Here is a 20,451-nt window from a genome sequence, read left to right on the forward strand (position 1 = left end):
TGAAAAAGGAAAGTAACTTAATTTATATAGGAGTGATCATAAATGAAAAAACAACTACAACAATTATCGGCATATCAACCTGGGTTATCACCGCAAGCACTTAAAGAAAAATTTGGTATAGAAGGTGAGTTATATAAACTAGCATCGAATGAAAATTTATATGGACCATCACCTCGTGTAAAAGAAGCAATTGAAGCGCACTTAGATGAGTTATTCTACTATCCGGAAACAGGCTCTCCATCATTACGAAAAGCAATTAGTAAGCATTTAAATGTTGATGAATCTCGAATTTTATTTGGCGCAGGTTTAGATGAAGTAATACTTATGATTTCTAGAGCAGTTTTAACACCAGGAGATAAAATTGTGACAAGTGAAGCTACTTTTGGACAATATTATCATAATGCGATTGTTGAATCAGCTGAAGTTGTAAAAGTACCGTTAAAAAATGGCGGATTTGATTTGGAAGGCATTTTAAAAGAGGTTAATTCTGATACCTCATTAGTATGGTTATGTAATCCTAATAATCCTACAGGTACATATTTTAGTCATGATGAATTAGAGTCATTTTTGGAACGTGTTCCAAGTCATGTGCCAGTCTTAATTGATGAAGCGTATTTCGAATTCGTCACTGCTGAAGATTATCCTGATACATTAAAACTACAAGAACGCTTTGATAATGCATTTTTATTAAGAACATTTTCTAAAGCATATGGATTAGCAGGTTTACGTGTAGGATATGTTGTGGCAACAAATGAAGCTATTGAAAAATGGAATATCATTCGTCCACCATTTAATGTGACACGAATTTCAGAATATGCAGCGATTGCAGCATTAGAGGATCAAGATTATTTAAAAGAGATTACTAAAAAAAATGCAAAAGAACGTGAAAAGTTTTATGACATTGAACAAAGTAAACACTTTTTACCTAGTCAAACGAACTTTGTATTTGTAGTAACAGATAAGCCACAAGCATTGTATAATGAATTACTAAACGTTGGCTGTATCACTAGACCATTTCCTAATGGAGTACGTATTACAATTGGATTTGAAGAACAAAATAATAAAATGATTGAAGTATTAAAACAATTTAATTATTAAACTAATGAAAAACCTTTAATTACGATTCATGACGAATTAAAGGTTTTTTGCTATACTTTGAAAATGTGCAAAAGATAACTAAGGAAGTGATAGCATGGCACGTAAATCTATAGCAATAGATATGGATGAAGTATTAGCAGATACTTTAGGTGCAATTATTGAAGCAGTTAATATTGAAACTAAATTAGGAATTACAATGGAATCATTAAATGGTCACAAATTAAACCATGTGATTCCTGAACATGATGGGTTAGTAAGAGATATTTTAAGAGCGCCAGAGTTTTTTAGACATCTTAAAGTGATACCACATGCTCAAGAGGCAGTAGAAAAACTTAATGAGCATTATGATGTATATATCGCTACAGCGGCAATGGACGTACCCACTTCATTTCATGATAAATATGAATGGTTATTAGAATATTTTCCATTTTTAGATCCACAGCATTTTATTTTTTGTGGAAGAAAAAATATTGTTAAAACAGATTATTTAATAGATGATAATCCTCGTCAGCTTCAAATTTTCGAAGGAGAACCTATTATCTTTACGGCTGCACATAATATAAATGAAACACGTTTTAAACGAGTGAATGGCTGGAAAGATGTAGAAGCAATGTTTTTAAATAACAATTAAAGTAAAAAGGTATGTATGAAGCTTGAAGCAATCATACATACCTTTTGATTATGATATAGTTGTTATTTCTCATCATTCGAAAAAGTAAGGATATTGATTGCTTTAGGTAACACATCAATAGTGATAGGTGTTTCTAAATTAATTTCTCCATCAATATCTACTTTCATAGTTGGTTCAGTGCGTAATGTTATGTGAGAACCTGGAATATGATTAATTCCTTCGGTAATTTCATTCCAATTCATGCTATCTCTTTTTTTGAAAATATCGTTTAAAATACTAAAACTTTGTTGTTCAAATATAAAACTATTTAATTTTCCATCTTGTGGAGAAAGATCTGTAAGTGGAATGCGACTGCCACCAATATTAGGTCCATTTGCTATAACTAGCATAGACGTATTTCCTTTATATTCTTTGTCGTCTACTGTCATTGTATAGTCAAAATGGTCGGGATTCATGAGTGTTTTTACAGTGGAACCAACATAGCTTAATTTTCCAAAGATATCTTTGCGTCCTTCTTGAACATTTTCAGCATTTTGCACCATAAGTCCTAGCCCGACAAAGTTAAGTACATAATTATCATTTACTTTCATAACATCATATGACTCAACATGTGAAGACAACAATTGTTCACTAGCTTTTTTGAAGTCAGGATTTAAGTTTAATGTTTTAGTAAAATCGTTAAATGTTCCACCTGGAATGATACCTATAGGAAGGTTTAGATCATATTTCATTACACCATTAATCAATTCGTTAACTGTACCGTCTCCTCCCAATATAAAAACGATATCGATATCATTACTATAAGTATGGTCTTTTATTTCTTTACAATATCTTTCAATGTTACCTTCATTTTCACTTAATTGTATTGAAAGATGCTTACATAACTGAGTTAGTGATTTAGCGACTTCTCCCAATCCATCATAGATATCTTTAAGTCCGCTATGTTCATGGTAAAATAACACCCCATGATTATACTGTTGCTCCATAGTTCAACCTACTTTCATTTAAAATTATATTATAAATAATTACCCTGAATTTTATAATTTTAAATATATAAGTAAAAAATACTTCTATATGTTATAACTAGAAGTATTTTTTACTATTTTGTATTTAATTAGTGAATACCTTTCATAGCTTTCGTAATCTTAGGTGAGAAAACTAAAATGATAAGAGTAATAACAATAGCAACTGTGCCTAAGAAAATAAAATAATTAGTTTGACCAAGTGGTTTAATTAATTTTACTAATGTACCGTTAATTGCTTGTGCTGAAGCATTTGTTAATAGCCATACACTCATCATTTGAGCATTAAATGCTTTAGGTGCAAGTTTAACAGCAGCACTATTACCTGTAGGTGATAAACAAAGTTCCCCAATAACACAGATTACATATGATAAAATAACCCAGTTAACTGAGAATTGTGTATGTCCATAACCTAAACCAACTAATCCAATTAGAATGTATGATAAACCTGCTAGTAATGTACCAATACTAAATTTAATAGCTAAAGAAGGTTGCTTTTTACCCATTTTTAACCAAATCATAGAAATAACTGGTGCAAATAATAAAATAAATAATGGATTGATAGATTGGAACAAAGCTTCTCCAAATCGAGTTGTCCAACCAAATAAGTTGAGTTGCATGTCAGAACGTTCCAAACCATAAATATTTAAAACGTTAGAACCTTGTTCTTGAATTGACCAGAATAACATACCTAAAATAAATAAAGGTATAAATGCTTTTACTCGAGAACGTTCTCCATCGGTAACGTCTTTACTACGAAGCATAGTTGTAAAGTAAATGATTGGTAAAGCTACTCCTAGAACTAATACAGTATTACTAATTAAATCGAAGGAAAGTGTATGGGTATAATATGTAACTAATAATACGACAATCACAATTGCTACTATGATACCGATAATCATTCCATATTTACGCTTTTCTTCTTTAGATAGTGGATTCGTAGGTTTCATTCCAACACTACCTAAATTTTTTCTATTAAATAATAAATACCAAACAAGACCTAATGCCATACCAATAGCTGCAAGAAGGAAGCCACCATGGAAATTACGTATATCTACAAAATGTTGCAGTATGATAGGTGAAATTAATGCACCTAAGTTAACAGACATATAGAAAATAACGAAACCTGCATCAATACGTGTATCATTTTCAGGATATAAACGACCTACAATATTTGAAATATTAGGTTTCATTAAACCTGATCCGATAATAATAAAGAACATTGATGAGAATAAACCAAATAAGGCGAATGGTAAACTTAAACAGATATGTCCAATAATAATAAGTACAGCACCTAATAAAGTAGCACCACGTGTGCCTGTAATTCTATCAGCAATCCATGCGCCAGGAATAGAAGACATGTAAATCAGTGCTCCATATACTGACATAATTGACATTGCTGTAGTTTTATCAATACCTAATCCATTCTGGTGTATTGCGAAATACATATAAAATATGAGCATCGCACGCATACCGTAGTAACTGAATCTTTCCCAAAACTCTACGAAAAAGAGCACACCTAATCCCCTAGGATGACCGAAAAATCCTTTCTGTGGTATTGATTGAATTGTTTGTTCATGGGAGTTATTTGTTGCCATTAACATCCCACTCCTTTCTTTCCTAATATGACTGATTACTATGTAAATAAGATTGTACAATTAAGTTTTACAAAAATTTCTTAAAAATATAAATTTTTAGAATTTTCAGTCAAATAAAATATAATAACTTATAAAAATAAAAGACCTATATCTTTATAAATTTCAACGATAATATTAAAATACGCTTTAATTTAATAAATCGCAATAGTTTATTAAAAAAAACTAGAATAAAAATGACTCCTTTTATATTACATTAGTAAAAATAAAAGGAGTTAAAAACATTTTATCGATTGTCTATTTTTTCAGGATACATATCGTGATTCATTAAACGATGTTCGGCCATCTTTTCATATTTAGAGTTTGGACGACCATAATTTGTATATGGATCTATTGAAATGCCTCCACGTGGCGTGAACTTACCCCATACTTCTATATAATGAGGATCCATTAAGTCAATTAAGTCATTCATGATAATATTCATACAATCTTCGTGAAAATCACCATGATTTCTAAAACTAAATAAATATAATTTTAGTGATTTTGATTCTACCATTTTTATATTTGGTATATATGAAATATAAATTGTAGCAAAATCGGGTTGTCCAGTGATAGGGCAAAGAGAAGTGAATTCTGGACAATTAAACTTTACAAAATAATCTCTTCCTTGATGTTTATTATCAAAAGTTTCGAGTACTTGGGGTGTATAGTCAAATTCATATTTATTATTTTGATTGCCTAATAATGTAATATCTTGTAATTCTTCTTTATTGCGACCTTGTGTCATAATTTGCCTCCTAATTGTTAGATGTATTAGATTGTCTACGTGCTTTTTCAAACATAAAGTAACTAGCGCCAATAATGATGATATAACCTATAAATGCATAGAAATCTGGTGTTTCTCCGAATAATATAAAGCCAAATAATGCAGTAAATAATATAGAAGCATACGTAAAAATAGAAATGTCTTTTGCTGGAGCAAAACTATATGCTAATGTAATACCAATTTGTCCTACTGCCGCTGATAATCCAGCTCCTAATAAATATATAATTTGTAACTTTGTCATCGGTTCATATGTTGCAATAGAAAATGGAATCAGAACGATGACTGAAAATAATGAAAAATAAAATACAATAGTATAAGGTGCTTCACGTTTACTTAATGCTCGTACACAAGTATATGCAGATGCAGCGAAGATACCTGAGAATAAACCGGCTAAAGAAGAGAACATAGTTGAAGAAAATTCTGGTTTAACAATGAATAACATACCAAAAATAGCAATTAACATAGCTATAATTTGATACCTTTTAATATTCTCTTTTAAAAATATTAAACTTAATAAAATAGTCCAAAAAGGGTTAAGTTTCATTAAAGTATCAGCATCACTTAACACCATGTGATCAATAGCGTAAATATTTAATAATACCCCTATAAGACCTAACGTCGATCTAGTCATTAAAAGGGGTTGACTACTCATTTTACCCAATATAGGTTGCCTATATTTTATTATGAAAAATAATGGAATAAACATGGCTACCAAATTTCTTGCTAAAGATTTTTGAAATACGGGTAAGTCTCCGGCTAGTCTAAAAAAAACAGACATAAAACTAAAACCAATAGCAGAAATTAAAATAGCAATGATACCTTTTACCTTAGGATTCAAAGTATATCTCCTCATTTATAAAAATTTAACGTCTATATATTAGCATAATTTATTTGTGGATGCATAAGTACTTGCAAAGATAAAAAAGAAAAATTATAATGATAACGAACATATGTTCTTAATATGGTTAGATATACTCTAAATTTTTAATTCGTAAAATAGAAATTTATTCGGCTTTTAATATAAAAAATGAGTTATTTTTTTAATAAATGGTTAACAATATATTACGATTTACATTCTTATGTATTGGAAATCCCGAATAAATAAGGTTTAGTAATGGTAGGCAAAAAATCAAGTGAAATACCTTAAAAAAACTAAAATAAAATTTTCTTAGTTTTTAATATAGCTATGATGCACCTTTAACCGATTTCACGAACATTTGACATCAAATATTAACTTTTAATTAGGATATCATTTATGTATAATGAAACACAGAATATAGTGTTGGGTTTTGAATTGAGACACAATATGTTGTGTTTGAGGAAAATAGAAAGATTGTATGAATAATTCATTTTAGTAGCAATTTCACACTTATTTGGGTTGATTTTTTCGGAATCTACACTATTTACATGAACGATTTACAAATAATGATTTTTAAAGATTAATAATTAGAAACACAATATGTAGTATTAGCTTGATTAAGTTAACGAAATGATATTCGTTCTAAAAGTAAGTTTTCTTATAAGACTAAGAGAACTTCTTTTTAATTAATAAGATTGTCGAAAGAGGGCGTTCCTATGAAAGTAGTTTATTTCTCTTTTTCAGGAAATGTACGAAGATTTATAAAACGTAGTGAAATTAAAAATGTATTAGAAATCAATAAAGACAATTGTAAGGATAGTATAGAAGAACCTTATATTTTAGTTACAGGTACAATTGGTTTTGGTGAAGTTCCTAAGGAAGTACAGTCTTTTCTAGAAGTTAATCATGCCTATATACGTGCTGTTGCTGCTAGTGGTAATCGTAACTGGGGACAAAACTTTGCGAAAGCAGGTCGAACAATTTCTGAAACATACCATGTGCCTTTATTAATGAAATTTGAGGTTCAAGGTACAAATAAAGATGTTATCGAATTTAGAGATAAGGTGGGGCATTTCAATGAAGATTATGGACGAGAAAAAGTACAATCATATTGAATTAAACAATGAAGTAACTAAACGTAAAGACAATGGCTTTTTTAATCTTGAGAAAGATCAAGAAGCTTTAAACGTTTACTTAGAAGAAATTAGCGATAAAACAATTTATTTTGATAGCGAAATTGAACGTTTACATTACTTAGTAGATAATCATTTTTATTTTAATGTATTTAAGAAGTATAGCGAAGAAGATTTAATAGAAATTATCGAATTCGCAAAATCTATTAATTTTGAATTTGCTAGTTATATGTCTGCAAGCAAATTTTATAAAGATTATGCTTTAAAAACAAATGATAAATCTAAGTACTTAGAAGACTATAATCAACATGTTGCTATAGTTGCTCTATATTTAGCAGATGGTAATAAAGAACAAGCTAAACAATTTATTTTAGCGATGATTGAACAACGTTATCAACCTGCTACACCTACATTTTTAAATGCAGGACGCGCACGTCGTGGAGAGCTTGTTTCATGTTTTTTACTAGAAGTTGATGATAGTCTAAACTCAATTAATTTCATAGATTCTACTGCTAAACAATTAAGTAAAATTGGTGGTGGCGTGGCTATCAATTTATCTAAATTACGTGCACGTGGTGAAGCAATTAAAGGTATTAAAGGCGTAGCTAAAGGTGTATTACCTGTAGCAAAAGCATTAGAGGGTGGATTTAGTTATGCTGATCAATTAGGTCAACGTCCTGGAGCTGGAGCAGTATATTTAAACATTTTCCATTATGATGTTGAAGAATTCTTAGATACTAAAAAAGTAAATGCCGATGAAGACTTACGTCTATCAACAATTTCCACTGGTCTTATTGTTCCATCTAAATTCTTTGATTTAGCTAAAGAAGGTAAAGACTTTTATATGTTTGCACCTCATACTGTAAAACAAGAATATGGAGTGACATTAGACGATATTGATATTGAAAAATATTATGATGAACTTGTAGCTAATCCTAATGTTCTTAAAAAGAAAAAAGATGCACGAGAAATGTTGAATATGATTGCTCAAACACAACTGCAATCAGGCTATCCATATTTAATGTTTAAAGATAATGCGAATAAAGTACATGCGAATTCAAATATTGGTCAAATTAAAATGAGTAATTTATGTACTGAAATTTTCCAATTACAGGAAACGTCTATTATTAATGACTATGGAATTGAAGATGAAATTAAACGTGATATTTCATGTAATTTAGGTTCATTGAACATAGTGAATGTAATGGAAACGGGTAAATTCAGAGATTCAGTACATACTGGAATGGATGCATTAACAGTAGTAAGTGACGAAGCAAATATTCAAAATGCACCAGGTGTGAAAAAAGCAAATAATGAGTTACATTCTGTAGGTTTAGGCGTAATGAACTTACATGGCTATTTAGCGAAAAATAAAATTGGCTATGAATCTGAAGAAGCCAAAGATTTTGCTAATATTTTCTTTATGATGATGAACTATTATTCAATTGAACGTTCTATGGAAATTGCTAAAGAACGTGGAGAAGCATATCAAGATTTTGATAAATCAGATTATGCAAGTGGCAAATATTTTGATTTTTATACATCACAAGAGTTCGTGCCACAATTTGAAAAAGTAAAAGAATTATTTGCTAATATGCAAATTCCTACATCAGAAGACTGGAAATCATTACAACAACAAGTACAAGAATATGGTTTATATCATGCTTATCGATTAGCTATTGCACCAACTCAAAGTATTTCATATGTTCAGAATGCAACTAGTTCGGTCATGCCAATCGTAGATCAAATTGAGCGACGTACGTATGGAAATGCTGAAACATTTTATCCAATGCCTTTCTTATCACCTGAAACAATGTGGTACTATAAATCAGCATTTAATACTGATCAAATGAAACTTATAGATTTAATTTCAACAATTCAAACACATGTGGACCAAGGGATTTCAACAATTTTATATGTTAATTCTGAAATTTCAACACGTGAATTGTCACGATTATACGTATACGCACATCACAAAGGATTGAAATCTTTATACTATACACGTAATAAATTATTAAGTGTTGAAGAATGTACAAGTTGTGCAATTTAATTAATAGTGAAATAAATATTTAGAGGAAAGATTAAATTATTCTCATAGAGAAGCATTTTAATCTTATCCTCTTAAATAATGTAATGGTTAATAAATAGAGGAGGATTTTATTAATGAAGGCCGTCAATTGGAATACTCAAGAAGATATGACAAATATGTTTTGGCGTCAAAACATTTCACAAATGTGGGTAGAAACAGAATTTAAAGTTTCAAAGGATATAGCAAGTTGGAAGACACTAACAGAGGATGAAAAAAATACGTTTAAACGTGCTTTAGCAGGTTTAACTGGATTAGATACACATCAAGCGGATGATGGTATGCCATTAATTATGCTACATACAACGGATTTACGTAAAAAAGCAGTTTATTCATTTATGCAAATGATGGAACAAATTCATGCTAAAAGTTATTCACATATTTTTACAACGTTACTTCCATCTAGTGAAACAAATTATCTATTAGATACTTGGGTAATTGAAGAGCCTCATTTAAAATATAAATCTGATAAAATTATCTCTAATTATCATAAACTTTGGGGAAAAGAAGCCTCTATTTTTGATCAATATATGGCAAGAGTTTCAAGTGTTTTCTTAGAAACGTTCTTGTTCTATTCTGGTTTCTATTATCCACTTTATCTTGCGGGTCAAGGAAAAATGACAACTTCTGGTGAAATTATTAGAAAAATTTTACTTGATGAATCAATTCATGGAGTTTTTACCGGTTTAGATGCTCAAAGTTTACGTAATGAGCTATCAGAAAATGAAAAACAAAAAGCTGATAAAGAAATGTATAAGTTGTTAGAAGAACTATATAAAAATGAGGTATCGTATACACATATGTTATATGATGATATCGGTTTAACTGAAGATGTTTTAAATTATGTACAATATAATGGGAATAAAGCTTTATCAAACTTAGGATTTGAACCTTATTTTGAAGAAAAAGAGTTTAATCCTATTATTGAAAACGCATTAGATACATCAACAAAAAATCATGACTTTTTCTCAGTAAAAGGAGACGGCTATACATTAGCACTTAACGTGGAAGCTTTACAAGACGAAGATTTTATTTTTGAAGATTAGAATAATAACTAATTTTAGAAAAACTAATTGTAGAATCATCACTGCAATTAGTTTTTTTAATTTCTCTATAAAAAATAAAAGAATATTAGTATTACTATTGAAAAATTTATTATGACAATTTAATATATAGTTAAATGATAATCATTTTCAATGGAAATGGTATATATACTAAGGAGCATTACGAATGAAGTTTCTATTCAAAGGTTATACATTATTAATCATTTTAGTGATATTAAGTATACTTTCTTTATTTATTGGCGTAAGTCAATTATCAATAACTGATCTTTTTCATTTGTCAGATAATCAGAAAAATATTTTATTTTCTAGTCGTATTCCTAGAACTATAAGTATTCTTTTATCTGGAAGTTCTCTTGCTTTAGCAGGACTAGTTATGCAACAGATGATGCAAAATAAATTTGTAAGTCCTACTACAGCTGGAACAATGGAATGGGCAAAATTAGGAATATTACTTTCACTCATATTTTTCCCAAAAGGTCATATATTGATCAAATTGACTTTTGCAGTTGCATTAAGCCTAGGAGGAACATTTTTATTCGTTAAACTAATCAATTTTATAAAAGTGAAAGAAGTTATTTTTGTCCCGCTCTTAGGTATTATGATTGGTGGCATTGTTTCAAGTTTTACCACTTTTATAGCATTAAGAACGAATGCACTACAAAGTATTAATAATTGGTTGAATGGGAATTTTGCTGTTATTACAAGCGGCCGTTATGAAATTTTATATTTAGCTATTCCTTTATTAATTATCGCTTATATATTTGCCAATCACTTTACGATTGCTGGAATGGGCAAAGATTTTAGTCATAATTTAGGTGTTAAATATGAACAAATTATAAATATTGCGCTTTTAATCACTGCAACATTGACAGCATTAGTTGTCGTGACAGTTGGAACATTACCATTTTTAGGTTTAATTGTTCCTAATATTATTTCAATGTATAGAGGCGACCACTTGAAAAATGCATTACCTCATACATTAATGCTAGGTTCTATATTTGTATTGTTTTCCGATATTATTGGTAGATTAATTGTTTACCCTTATGAAATAAATATTGGTTTAACAATAGGAGTATTTGGAACGATTATTTTCTTAGTTTTATTGATGAAAGGTAGAAATAATTATGCAAATTAGTGCTAATAAAAAAATATTAATTCTCTTTCTTTTTACAATTTGCATGGCTGCTTTCTACTTACTAGTAGGTTTGGATTTTGAAATTTTTCAATATCAGTTTGAAAGTCGAATAAGAAAATTAGTTTTAATTTTACTTGTTGGTGGATCTATTAGTACGGCAGTTGTTATTTTCCAATCTATCACTGCGAATAGATTACTTACTCCTTCAATTATGGGATTAGACTCAGTCTATTTATTTATTAAAGTCTTGCCTGTGTTCTTATTAGGTACACAAGCCAGTGTAGTGACAAATACTTATTTGAATTTTCTTCTAACTCTCGTAGTGATGGTTCTTTTTTCTTTAGTATTATTTCAAGGCATGTTTAAATTAGGACATTTTTCGGTTTATTTTATTTTACTTGTTGGGGTAGTATTAGGAACATTTTTCCGTAGTATCACTGGATTTATTCAACTTATTATGAATCCAGATGACTTTTTAACCGTTCAAAGTGCGATGTTTGCAAGTTTTGACGCTTCTAATTCTAAACTTGTTCTTATTTCAAGTATACTTTTAATTATTTTAATTGTAATTGCTTTTATATTAAGACCTTATTTAGATGTGTTATTACTAGGGAAAGATCAGTCTATTAACTTAGGTGTATCATATGAAAAAATGACAAAACTTTTATTAATTTTAGTGGCTTTATTAGTATCAATATCTACTGCTTTAGTAGGTCCTGTTACATTTTTAGGATTATTAACAGTCAATTTAGCGCATGAATTCATGAAAACATATGAACATAAATATATTTTACCCGCAACGATTCTTATAAGTTGGATTAGTTTATTTATAGCTCAGTGGATTATAGAAAATATGTTTAAAGCTACCACTGAATTTAGTCTTATTATAGATTTAGTTGGAGGTATTTACTTCATATACTTACTTATTAAAAGGAGGAATGAAGATTGATTCAGATTAGAAATTTAGATAAAAAAATTCAGAGTAAATCTATTTTGAAAGATATAAATGTTGATATACAAAAGGGTAAGTTAACCTCTTTGATAGGTCCAAACGGTGCAGGAAAAAGTACACTTCTATCAGCAGTAAGTCGGTTATTTGAATATGAGAACGGTACAATTAATATTGAAAATAAATTAATTGATGATTATAAAAGCGATGAATTAGCAAAAAAGTTAAGTATTTTAAAACAAACAAATCATACTGATATGAATATCACTGTAGAACAGCTTGTAAATTTTGGACGTTTTCCTTATTCAAAAGGTCGAATGAAAAAAGAAGATCATGAGAAAGTGGCATATGCCATTGATTTACTACATCTAAGGGAAATCAAAGATAGAAATATAAAAACACTATCTGGAGGACAAAGACAACGTGCGTATATTGCTATGACAATTGCTCAAGATACAGAATACATTTTGTTAGATGAACCGTTAAATAATTTAGATATGAAACATTCAGTTCAAATTATGCAGACACTTCGAACATTGTGTCGCAATTTAAATAAAACGATTGTTATTGTACTCCACGATATTAATTTTGCATCTTGTTATTCAGATTACATTGTTGCACTAAAGAAAGGTGAAATTATTAAATCTGGCCCAAAAGATAGTGTGATTGAAACAAATGTGTTAAGTGATTTATATGAAATGGATGTTCATGTAGAAGAAATTAGAGGCCAACGTATTTGTTTATACTATGATGAGGTTATCTTTTAAAATGAGATAAATATTTTTATATTTAAAGGGGTGATGCTTAGAAAATATAAAAGTAAATACTTGAAAAATTGAGTGCCAAAGTTAACTTATAAAAGGAGAAATACATATGAAGAAAACAGTCTTATTTTTAGTCTTAACTTTAGCTTTAGTATTATCAGCGTGTAGTAATAATTCTAGTAATAAATCAAATAATGAAAATGATTCAAAAGATACAGTTTCAATTAAAAATAGCTTTTCAGCAAGTGGAAATGACGAAAGTAGTAATGAGGGTAAAAAAATTAGTAACACTGTGAAAGTGCCTAAAAATCCTAAGAACGCGGTTATTCTAGATTATGGAGCACTAGATGTTTTAAAAGAAATGGGTGTAGCTGATAAAGTGAAAGGCTTACCAAAAGGTGAAAATAATGAATCTTTACCAAGTTTTCTAAGTGAATTTAAAAAGGATAAATATATTAATACTGGTAATTTAAAAGAAATAAATTTCAATAAAATAGCTGAAGCTAAACCGGATGTTATTTATATTTCAAGTAGAGCAGCCACTCAGAAAAATCTAGATGAGTTTAAAAAGGCAGCGCCTAAAGCTAAAGTTGTCTATGTAGGTGCAAGTGAAGATCATTATATTAAAGATATGAAAAAGAATACAGAAAATCTAGGTAAAATTTACAACAAAGAAGATAAAGCAAAAGATATGAATACAAAATTAGATCAAAAAATTTCAGATATGAAAAAACAAACTAAGGATTTAGATAAATCTGTAATGTATCTTTTAGTTAATGAAGGAGAACTTTCTACATTCGGTCCAGGTGGAAGATTTGGTGATTTAGTATTTAATACGCTAGGCTTTAAACCAGCGGATAAACACGTTAAAATAAGTCCACATGGTCAAAATATTAATAATGAATATATCAGTAATCATAATCCAGATATCATTTTAGCAATGGATCGTGGATCAGTTGTGGGTGGAAAATCGACAGCTAAACAAGTGTTAAAAAATGATGTTATTAAAGATGTAAAAGCAGTTAAAAATAACAATGTTTATGAATTAGACCCTAAATTATGGTACTTTGCTTCAGGTTCAACAACAACAACAGTAAAACAAATTGATGAGTTAGAAAAAGTAATTGATAAAACTAAAAAATAAATCTAGGATACTAAGTTTAGAATGAATAAAAGAGTGGGACATACATCCTAGAAAAATAGCCAGTAAATGAGTTTATTATAAATTCATTTACTGGCTTCTTTATTTACAATACTTCGTATGGTTGGCTCGCTTTGTTAGGGGACAACTTTAGTCTGTAGCCGTTCCTTCAAGAGTCTCGTCAAAATACTTTGTTTTATATGTTATTCTATATATCATTTAAATTAAGTATTAAATTTCAAAATATAAATGATAGTGAAATTTACAACGTGAATTAAAATGTGCTTGGCAACTTGGACAAGTTTCAGTCATCATGTATTCATGAATAGAGAGTTCATTTTGACAAACTCCACAAAGTATCGCCTTTTTATGAAATTCTTCTGCTGACCAACGCTGAATGTTATGAGATTCATGTTCGTTATGACATTGGTAACAAGGATAATACTTTTCACAACATTTAAATTTAATCGCTATAATGTCAAGCAATGTATGATAGTGAATACAACGTGTTTCATTGTCTACGAGAGAACCATAAACTTTTGGCATTGTTTCACATCTCCTTACATTGAGAATTTACTCTGACTTTGGATATTCGCCAATGATTCGAACTTCACGATGTAATTCAACATCAAATTTTTCTTTCACGACTTTTTGTACGTGATGAATTAAATTCTCGTAATCTGTTGCTGTACCATTATCGACATTTACCATAAATCCAGCATGTTTAGTTGAGACTTCTACGCCACCAATACGATGACCTTGAAGATTTGAATCTTGAATTAATTTTCCAGCAAAATGACCTGGAGGACGTTGGAATACACTACCGCATGACGGGTATTCAAGTGGTTGTTTAGATTCACGACGTTCTGTAAGATCATCCATTTTAGCTTGAATCTCGTTCAAGTTACCTGGTTCTAAAGTAAATGCTGCTTCAAGAACTACTAAATGTTGTTTTTGAACGACACTGTTTCTATAGTCTAAATGTAATTGTTCTTTAGTCAGTTGTATCAAATCGCCGTGTTCATTTACACATAAAGCATAATCGATGCAATCTTTAATTTCTCCTCCATAGGCGCCTGCATTCATATAAACAGCACCACCAACAGAACCAGGAATGCCACAAGCAAATTCTAAGCCGGTAAGAACGTGATCTCTTGCCGCTCTCGATACATCTATAATTGCTGCACCGCTTCCTGCTATAATTGCATCATCTGAGACATTAATATGATTAAGGGATAATAGACTAATCACAATACCTCTGATACCGCCTTCGCGAATAATAATATTTGAACCATTCCCTAAATATGTAACAGGCAATTGATGTTCTTGAGCATAACGTACGATAGTTTGTACTTGTTCATTTTCGATAGGTGAAAGGTAAAAATCTGCATTTCCACCAGTTTTCGTGTATGTATAACGTTTTAACGGTTCATTAACTTTAATAATATTGTCAGGTACTAAAGATTTTAAATCTTTTAAGATGTCTTCTTGTTCTAACATAAGTACATCCTTTCTTCTCTTCTATAATCTAAACTTTATTATAGCAACTTTACATATGTTTTGCTAAAAGAGTTTAAAACAATTTGTATATCATTAAAGTGTATGATACAAATTATCAAAAAATTTCTGTTTTTGGTTTTCGTAGTATCGGATTGTTGAATTTAAATTGATAAATTCATTTTTCTGATTAGAAAACATCTGTGCTACGTGTTTTTGTGTAGACAGTACGTGATCTATAGCTAAATATTGAGTGAATAAGGGCGTATCTATTTGAATAATGTGTAATCGTATTATTTGCTTAAGATTGATCATATTATCAAATTTTGCCATCATCACTTTCTTTTTATAAGGATGGTGTAATCGATAAAAGCCTACATAATTCAATCTCTTTTCATCAAGAGAGGTAATATCATGGAGATTATTGACTCCAACTAAAACATCTAAAATCGGTTCTGTGGGATAAGAAAAATGTTTTGTTCCCCCGATATGTTGTGTGAATTTTACTGGAGAATCTAACAAGTTAAATAACAGAGCTTTAGTGTCTTCATACAACTGATGATAATCATTGACGTTGGTACAATTTATAAATGATTGAACAGATGCATACATATGTAACTCCTTCAATTAAATAATGATACAAATTCTGAAATACTATAACATAATTTATTTTCAATATAAATAACTTTATGTATAATACGGGTGTTAGGAGTGCAAAAATGAAAAAATTAATAATACTTTCATTATGTTCACTATACTGTTTGATACTTTCTGGTTGTGGTGAGAATAATAACGAAGATTTAAATCGCTTCAAACAACACCTATCTAAAGTAGAGACCAAGCAAAAAAGCGTGGAAAAAGTGATGAATCAATTAGAGCTGAACCGTTTAAATGATATAAGTAAAACCGATACAACAGATAAAAATAAAAAGTCATTTGAACGACTACAGAAAAATATAAATCACCGTTTAGTGCCTGAGTTTAAAGAGTATGAAAAAGAAGCTAAACATCTTCCGGCTAAGACAAATAAAACTCGTCAATTAAAGAAAGATTATTTAAATCATGTGAGTAAGCAACATCAATCTATAAATGAAATTAAATCATTTGTAGATTTATATAATCAATCAGTTGTGGAAAATGAAAAAATTCTAAATTATACACATTCATTTGAAATAAATAGAGCACTAGTAGAAAAAGATATACGTAAAACAAATAATCAAGAAAATGCACATCTATTAAAATCTAAAATTGAAAACAATAATCGTAATTTACGAAAAACTGCTCAAAAATATTTAGAAAAGGATAATTATCCTACTTCAAAAGCAATTAATGAGCATATAAAACCACTGATACAAAAACAGATTAAAGATTTAAATCAGACTAATATTACAGATTCACATGTAAACAATGCTCGTAAAAATGCGATAGAAATGTACTATAATTTACTTAATTATTATGAGACACGTGAAACAACTATTAAGATTGAAGATCAACTTTCAAAAATTAATGTTGAGAAACTACCTAAAACGGGTAAAGATTTAAGTAAGGGAAATCACAACTTTAAAACAAAATTAGAAAAAGTATAGCAAAACGAATAAAACCTAAATTTAAATTTTTGGTTAACATTATATGATGAAATGTGTATAATTGTAGCCATTGAGAAGTTTAATTTAAAAAAAGGGACAAAGTTAAAAAATTTAGAGGTGAATAGAATGGCTATAAAGCTGAGTTCGATTGACCAGTTTGAACAAGTATTAGAAGAACATAACGATGTATTTGTATTAAAACATAGTGACACATGTCCAATTTCAGCTGCAGCATTTGATCAATTTAATAAGTTTTTATATGAAAGAGACATAGATGGATATTATCTAGTAGTTCAAGAAGAAAGAAAACTTTCTGATTATATTGCTGAAAAGACAAATGTGAAACATGAATCACCACAAGCTTTTTATTTTGTAGATGGAAAAGCTGTATGGAATGCAAGTCACAGTGATATTAATGTATCTACATTAGCACAAGCTGAAGAGTAAGAAAGATAAATATATCGATTTAAGAGTCTGGTACATTTTTTGTTACCAGCTCTTTATTATATCTACATTTTTATCACTTTAAATGACTTTTATATTTATAAAATGTAAAAAATGAAATATGCGATGAACCTATGTATAATGTGAAAGTGAAGTTATAACGTATGAATTTAAGAAAGATAGAAAGTGGCATGAGGTGAAAATAGAATGAAAATTTTAGTAGCCATGGATGAATTTAACGGTATTATTTCGAGTTATCAAGCGAATCGTTATGTGGAAGAGGCAATAGCAAGTCAAATTGATCATGCAGATATTGTACAGGTACCTTTATTTAACGGACGTCATGAATTATTAAATTCAGTATTTCTTTGGCACTCAGGTACAAAATATAAAGTGAATGTTCATGATGCCGATATGAATGAGATTGAAACGATATATGGACAAACTGAAGAAGGTACTGTAATTATTGAAAGTAATTTATTTTCAAAAGGTCATAAAGCAATTGAACAACGTACTAGTTTTGGGTTAGGAGAAGTTATTTTAGATGCATTAAACAAGGACACAGATCATATTATTATATCTTTAGGTGGTATGGATAGTTTTGATGGTGGCGTAGGGATGCTACAAGCTTTAGGAGCTAAATTTTATGATGATGAAAATAGAGAACTTGACGCACGAGAAGGCGCACAAATGATTAAGTTCATTCGTCATATTGACATTTCTGGACTGCCTAGTACATTGGAAAATGTCAGACTACAAGTGATGACGGATTTTTCTAGTAAGTTGTATGGAAAAAATAGTGAAATTATGAAATTAAGCTATAACCATCAAATTCCACACAAAAAAGCAGTGGAAATTGATAATTTAATTTGGTACTTAAATGAGATTATGAAAAATGAATTACATATTGCTTTAGGACCTATTGAACGTGGCGGAGCCGGTGGCGGTATAGCTGCGGTGTTGAAAGCATTATACAACACAGAAATTTTAACGAGTCATGAACTAGTAAATCAAATTACACATTTAGATGAGTTAGTATCTCAGGCAGATTTAATTATCTTTGGAGAGGGTTTAAAAGAAGAAGATCATATGCTTGAAACAACCACATTGACTATTGCGGAACTTACAGAAAAATATCACAAACCATCTATTGCAATTTGTGCGACTAATGATAAGTTTGATATATTTAATCATCATCGCGTAACAGCCATGTTTAATACATTTATTGAAATGCCGAAAACATACACAGATTTTAAAATGGGTCTTCAAATTAGACATTATACAGTTCAAGCTTTACGATTATTAAAAACTACAGCTAAGGGAATAAAATAAATAAAAAAGTTTAGTTCAAAGAATGAACTAAACTTTTTTTATTTATTATTTTTCATATTGTGTTACTTCTTGAGCAATACCAATAATCACTTGTACTGCTTTTTCCATTACATCGATAGAAGCATATTCAAATGGACCATGGAAGTTTCCACATCCTGTAAAAATATTAGGTGTAGGTAAACCTTTAAATGAAAGCTGAGAACCATCAGTACCACCACGTATAGGCGCAGTATTTGGTTTTATCTCTAAATCTGCAAATACTTTTTTAGGAATATCAATAATATACGGATGTGGCTTAATTTGTTCAGCCATATTATAGTATTGGTCTTCGATATCTACTTTTACTGGATAACCTTCATAATGAATATTAATATCATCACGAATTTCTAAAAGTTTTTTCTTTTTAAGTTCAAAAGATTTTCTATCGTGATCTCTTATAATATATTGTAAAGAAGCTTTTTCAACTGTTCCTTCTATTTTCATTAAATGATAGAATCCTTCATAACCTTCTGTACGTTCTGGTACTTCATTAGCAGGTAGTAGACTATGGAATTGATGTACTAATCCAATAGCATTAACCATTACGTTTTTTGCAGAACCAGGATGAACATTTACACCATGGGCAGTGATTGTTGCTTCTGCTGCATTAAAACTTTCGAATTGTAATTCTCCAAATTCACTGCCATCCATAGTATAGGCAAAATCGGCATTAAAGCGTTCCACATTAAACTTGTGAGGACCACGACCTATTTCTTCATCAGGTGTAAAAGCTATACGTATGCGACCATGTTTAATTTCTGGATGAGTCTGCAAGTATTTTACTGCTTCCATAATTTCTACAACACCTGCTTTATCATCGGCACCGAGTAAAGATGTACCATCTGTAATCATTAGAGTGTGACCTTCTAATTTTTTAAGTTCTGGAAATACATCTTGACTTAATACTCGATTTGTTTGACCTAATTTAATAGGTTGACCATTATAATCTTCTATAATCTGAGGATTAACATTTGTCGCATTAAAATCTGGTGAGGTATCTACATGTGCTAAGAAACCGACCGTAGGAACTTCTTTTTCTATGTTACTTTCTAAAGTGGCAAACAGATAACCATTATTATCCAATTCTGTTTCTAATCCAAAGTCTTGCAGTTCTTTTTGTAATAAATGTAATAAATCCCATTGTTTTTCAGTAGAAGGCGTCGATTTCGATTCGGGATTTGATTGTGTATCTATTTTTACATATCTTGATAATCTATCTATAATCTGTACTTTCATAACGAAACATCCCC

General features: G+C 29.8%; 20 protein-coding genes. 12 read left to right on the top strand and 8 right to left on the bottom strand.

Features of this window, described 5'->3' with window-relative positions; genetic code table 11:
- Nucleotides 1–42: 42 nt before the first annotated feature.
- A complete protein-coding gene (gene hisC / locus CD034_RS02210) occupies nucleotides 43–1,098 on the top strand; it encodes a histidinol-phosphate transaminase (RefSeq protein ID WP_002449088.1) in 1,056 nt (351 codons plus the stop codon).
- Between the two features lie 94 nt (nucleotides 1,099–1,192).
- Nucleotides 1,193–1,729 carry a 5' nucleotidase, NT5C type gene (locus tag CD034_RS02215; protein ID WP_002455631.1) on the top strand — a complete coding sequence of 179 codons (537 nt, stop codon included), beginning with the start codon at nucleotides 1,193–1,195 and terminating at the stop codon, nucleotides 1,727–1,729.
- Between the two features lie 62 nt (nucleotides 1,730–1,791).
- Here the strand turns inward: CD034_RS02215 and CD034_RS02220 are convergent, their stop codons facing one another.
- The 4 genes from CD034_RS02220 to CD034_RS02235 all read right to left on the bottom strand — a co-directional run bounded on the left by CD034_RS02220 (nucleotide 1,792) and on the right by CD034_RS02235 (nucleotide 6,010).
- A complete protein-coding gene (locus tag CD034_RS02220; protein ID WP_002449080.1) occupies nucleotides 1,792–2,715 on the bottom strand; it encodes a diacylglycerol/lipid kinase family protein in 924 nt (307 codons plus the stop codon).
- A 128-nt stretch (nucleotides 2,716–2,843) separates the two neighbouring features.
- Nucleotides 2,844–4,349 (bottom strand): S-Cys-Gly-3M3SH uptake peptide MFS transporter, encoded by a 1,506-nt coding sequence (locus tag CD034_RS02225; protein ID WP_002449073.1) that lies wholly within the window; start codon nucleotides 4,347–4,349, stop codon nucleotides 2,844–2,846.
- 283 nt (nucleotides 4,350–4,632) lie between these two features.
- Nucleotides 4,633–5,133, bottom strand: a complete 501-nt coding sequence (gene queF / locus CD034_RS02230; RefSeq protein WP_002449091.1) for a preQ(1) synthase — start codon at nucleotides 5,131–5,133, stop codon at nucleotides 4,633–4,635.
- Nucleotides 5,134–5,143: 10 nt separating this feature from the next.
- Nucleotides 5,144–6,010, bottom strand: a complete 867-nt coding sequence (locus CD034_RS02235; protein WP_002449096.1) for a DMT family transporter — start codon at nucleotides 6,008–6,010, stop codon at nucleotides 5,144–5,146.
- Between the two features lie 737 nt (nucleotides 6,011–6,747).
- On the opposite strand from CD034_RS02235, the gene nrdI reads away from it, so the two are divergent.
- The 7 genes from nrdI (at nucleotide 6,748) to CD034_RS02270 (ending at nucleotide 14,306) form a co-directional block, all read left to right on the top strand.
- Nucleotides 6,748–7,146 (top strand): class Ib ribonucleoside-diphosphate reductase assembly flavoprotein NrdI, encoded by a 399-nt coding sequence (gene nrdI, locus CD034_RS02240; protein ID WP_002449085.1) that lies wholly within the window; start codon nucleotides 6,748–6,750, stop codon nucleotides 7,144–7,146.
- Nucleotides 7,109–9,214, top strand: a complete 2,106-nt coding sequence (gene nrdE / locus CD034_RS02245; RefSeq protein WP_002488027.1) for a class 1b ribonucleoside-diphosphate reductase subunit alpha — start codon at nucleotides 7,109–7,111, stop codon at nucleotides 9,212–9,214. Before nrdI ends, nrdE begins: the two co-directional genes overlap by 38 nt.
- Before the next feature lie 113 nt (nucleotides 9,215–9,327).
- Complete coding sequence (nrdF, locus tag CD034_RS02250; protein ID WP_002455627.1) at nucleotides 9,328–10,296, top strand: class 1b ribonucleoside-diphosphate reductase subunit beta; 969 nt, start codon at nucleotides 9,328–9,330, stop codon at nucleotides 10,294–10,296.
- 184 nt (nucleotides 10,297–10,480) lie between these two features.
- Entirely contained in the window at nucleotides 10,481–11,449 is a 969-nt protein-coding gene (locus CD034_RS02255; protein ID WP_002449086.1) for an ABC transporter permease, read from the top strand.
- Nucleotides 11,439–12,398 carry an iron chelate uptake ABC transporter family permease subunit gene (locus CD034_RS02260; RefSeq protein WP_002449066.1) on the top strand — a complete coding sequence of 320 codons (960 nt, stop codon included), beginning with the start codon at nucleotides 11,439–11,441 and terminating at the stop codon, nucleotides 12,396–12,398. The genes CD034_RS02255 and CD034_RS02260 overlap by 11 nt, the downstream gene beginning before the upstream one ends.
- Nucleotides 12,395–13,165 (top strand): iron ABC transporter ATP-binding protein, encoded by a 771-nt coding sequence (locus tag CD034_RS02265; RefSeq protein ID WP_002455626.1) that lies wholly within the window; start codon nucleotides 12,395–12,397, stop codon nucleotides 13,163–13,165. The genes CD034_RS02260 and CD034_RS02265 overlap by 4 nt, the downstream gene beginning before the upstream one ends.
- A 106-nt stretch (nucleotides 13,166–13,271) precedes the next feature.
- Nucleotides 13,272–14,306 carry a ferrated catecholamine ABC transporter substrate-binding lipoprotein SstD gene (locus tag CD034_RS02270; protein ID WP_002455625.1) on the top strand — a complete coding sequence of 345 codons (1,035 nt, stop codon included), beginning with the start codon at nucleotides 13,272–13,274 and terminating at the stop codon, nucleotides 14,304–14,306.
- 228 nt (nucleotides 14,307–14,534) lie between these two features.
- Here the strand turns inward: CD034_RS02270 and CD034_RS02275 are convergent, their stop codons facing one another.
- The 3 genes from CD034_RS02275 to CD034_RS02285 all read right to left on the bottom strand — a co-directional run bounded on the left by CD034_RS02275 (nucleotide 14,535) and on the right by CD034_RS02285 (nucleotide 16,412).
- Nucleotides 14,535–14,849, bottom strand: a complete 315-nt coding sequence (locus CD034_RS02275; protein WP_002455624.1) for a CHY zinc finger protein — start codon at nucleotides 14,847–14,849, stop codon at nucleotides 14,535–14,537.
- 27 nt (nucleotides 14,850–14,876) lie between these two features.
- Nucleotides 14,877–15,803 carry a UDP-N-acetylmuramate dehydrogenase gene (murB, locus tag CD034_RS02280; protein ID WP_002455623.1) on the bottom strand — a complete coding sequence of 309 codons (927 nt, stop codon included), beginning with the start codon at nucleotides 15,801–15,803 and terminating at the stop codon, nucleotides 14,877–14,879.
- A gap of 93 nt (nucleotides 15,804–15,896) precedes the next feature.
- Nucleotides 15,897–16,412 carry a GrpB family protein gene (locus CD034_RS02285; RefSeq protein WP_002455622.1) on the bottom strand — a complete coding sequence of 172 codons (516 nt, stop codon included), beginning with the start codon at nucleotides 16,410–16,412 and terminating at the stop codon, nucleotides 15,897–15,899.
- 107 nt (nucleotides 16,413–16,519) lie between these two features.
- Here CD034_RS02285 and CD034_RS02290 point away from each other — a divergent pair, with 107 nt between their 5' ends.
- The 3 genes from CD034_RS02290 to CD034_RS02300 all read left to right on the top strand — a co-directional run bounded on the left by CD034_RS02290 (nucleotide 16,520) and on the right by CD034_RS02300 (nucleotide 19,162).
- On the top strand, nucleotides 16,520–17,386 hold the full coding sequence (locus CD034_RS02290) for an EMYY motif lipoprotein (protein ID WP_103288097.1): 867 nt from the start codon (nucleotides 16,520–16,522) through the stop codon (nucleotides 17,384–17,386).
- A gap of 126 nt (nucleotides 17,387–17,512) precedes the next feature.
- A complete protein-coding gene (gene ytxJ / locus CD034_RS02295; RefSeq protein ID WP_002449093.1) occupies nucleotides 17,513–17,833 on the top strand; it encodes a bacillithiol system redox-active protein YtxJ in 321 nt (106 codons plus the stop codon).
- A gap of 204 nt (nucleotides 17,834–18,037) precedes the next feature.
- Nucleotides 18,038–19,162, top strand: coding sequence for a glycerate kinase (locus CD034_RS02300; RefSeq protein ID WP_002449068.1), 1,125 nt, complete (start codon nucleotides 18,038–18,040; stop codon nucleotides 19,160–19,162).
- A 45-nt stretch (nucleotides 19,163–19,207) separates the two neighbouring features.
- Here CD034_RS02300 and pepT read toward each other — a convergent pair whose 3' ends face one another.
- Entirely contained in the window at nucleotides 19,208–20,437 is a 1,230-nt protein-coding gene (pepT, locus tag CD034_RS02305; RefSeq protein ID WP_002448057.1) for a peptidase T, read from the bottom strand.
- Between the last annotated feature and the right edge of the window lie 14 nt (nucleotides 20,438–20,451).

Origin of the sequence: Staphylococcus hominis subsp. hominis, assembly GCF_002901845.1 — a bacterium.
In the GTDB taxonomy this organism is placed as follows: Bacteria; Bacillota; Bacilli; order Staphylococcales; family Staphylococcaceae; genus Staphylococcus; species Staphylococcus hominis.

Excerpts from the sequence above, each read along its gene's own strand:
- hisC (WP_002449088.1), top strand. The coding sequence starts at position 43 with ATGAAAAAACAACTACAACAATTATCGGCATATCAACCTGGGTTATCA.
- CD034_RS02215 (WP_002455631.1), top strand. The coding sequence starts at position 1,193 with ATGGCACGTAAATCTATAGCAATAGATATGGATGAAGTATTAGCAGAT.
- CD034_RS02220 (WP_002449080.1), bottom strand. The coding sequence starts at position 2,715 with ATGGAGCAACAGTATAATCATGGGGTGTTATTTTACCATGAACATAGC.
- CD034_RS02225 (WP_002449073.1), bottom strand. The coding sequence starts at position 4,349 with ATGGCAACAAATAACTCCCATGAACAAACAATTCAATCAATACCACAG.
- queF (WP_002449091.1), bottom strand. The coding sequence starts at position 5,133 with ATGACACAAGGTCGCAATAAAGAAGAATTACAAGATATTACATTATTA.
- nrdI (WP_002449085.1), top strand. The coding sequence starts at position 6,748 with ATGAAAGTAGTTTATTTCTCTTTTTCAGGAAATGTACGAAGATTTATA.
- nrdE (WP_002488027.1), top strand. The coding sequence starts at position 7,109 with ATGAAGATTATGGACGAGAAAAAGTACAATCATATTGAATTAAACAAT.
- nrdF (WP_002455627.1), top strand. The coding sequence starts at position 9,328 with ATGAAGGCCGTCAATTGGAATACTCAAGAAGATATGACAAATATGTTT.
- CD034_RS02255 (WP_002449086.1), top strand. The coding sequence starts at position 10,481 with ATGAAGTTTCTATTCAAAGGTTATACATTATTAATCATTTTAGTGATA.
- CD034_RS02260 (WP_002449066.1), top strand. The coding sequence starts at position 11,439 with ATGCAAATTAGTGCTAATAAAAAAATATTAATTCTCTTTCTTTTTACA.
- CD034_RS02270 (WP_002455625.1), top strand. The coding sequence starts at position 13,272 with ATGAAGAAAACAGTCTTATTTTTAGTCTTAACTTTAGCTTTAGTATTA.
- CD034_RS02275 (WP_002455624.1), bottom strand. The coding sequence starts at position 14,849 with ATGCCAAAAGTTTATGGTTCTCTCGTAGACAATGAAACACGTTGTATT.
- murB (WP_002455623.1), bottom strand. The coding sequence starts at position 15,803 with ATGTTAGAACAAGAAGACATCTTAAAAGATTTAAAATCTTTAGTACCT.
- CD034_RS02285 (WP_002455622.1), bottom strand. The coding sequence starts at position 16,412 with ATGTATGCATCTGTTCAATCATTTATAAATTGTACCAACGTCAATGAT.
- CD034_RS02290 (WP_103288097.1), top strand. The coding sequence starts at position 16,520 with ATGAAAAAATTAATAATACTTTCATTATGTTCACTATACTGTTTGATA.
- ytxJ (WP_002449093.1), top strand. The coding sequence starts at position 17,513 with ATGGCTATAAAGCTGAGTTCGATTGACCAGTTTGAACAAGTATTAGAA.
- CD034_RS02300 (WP_002449068.1), top strand. The coding sequence starts at position 18,038 with ATGAAAATTTTAGTAGCCATGGATGAATTTAACGGTATTATTTCGAGT.
- pepT (WP_002448057.1), bottom strand. The coding sequence starts at position 20,437 with ATGAAAGTACAGATTATAGATAGATTATCAAGATATGTAAAAATAGAT.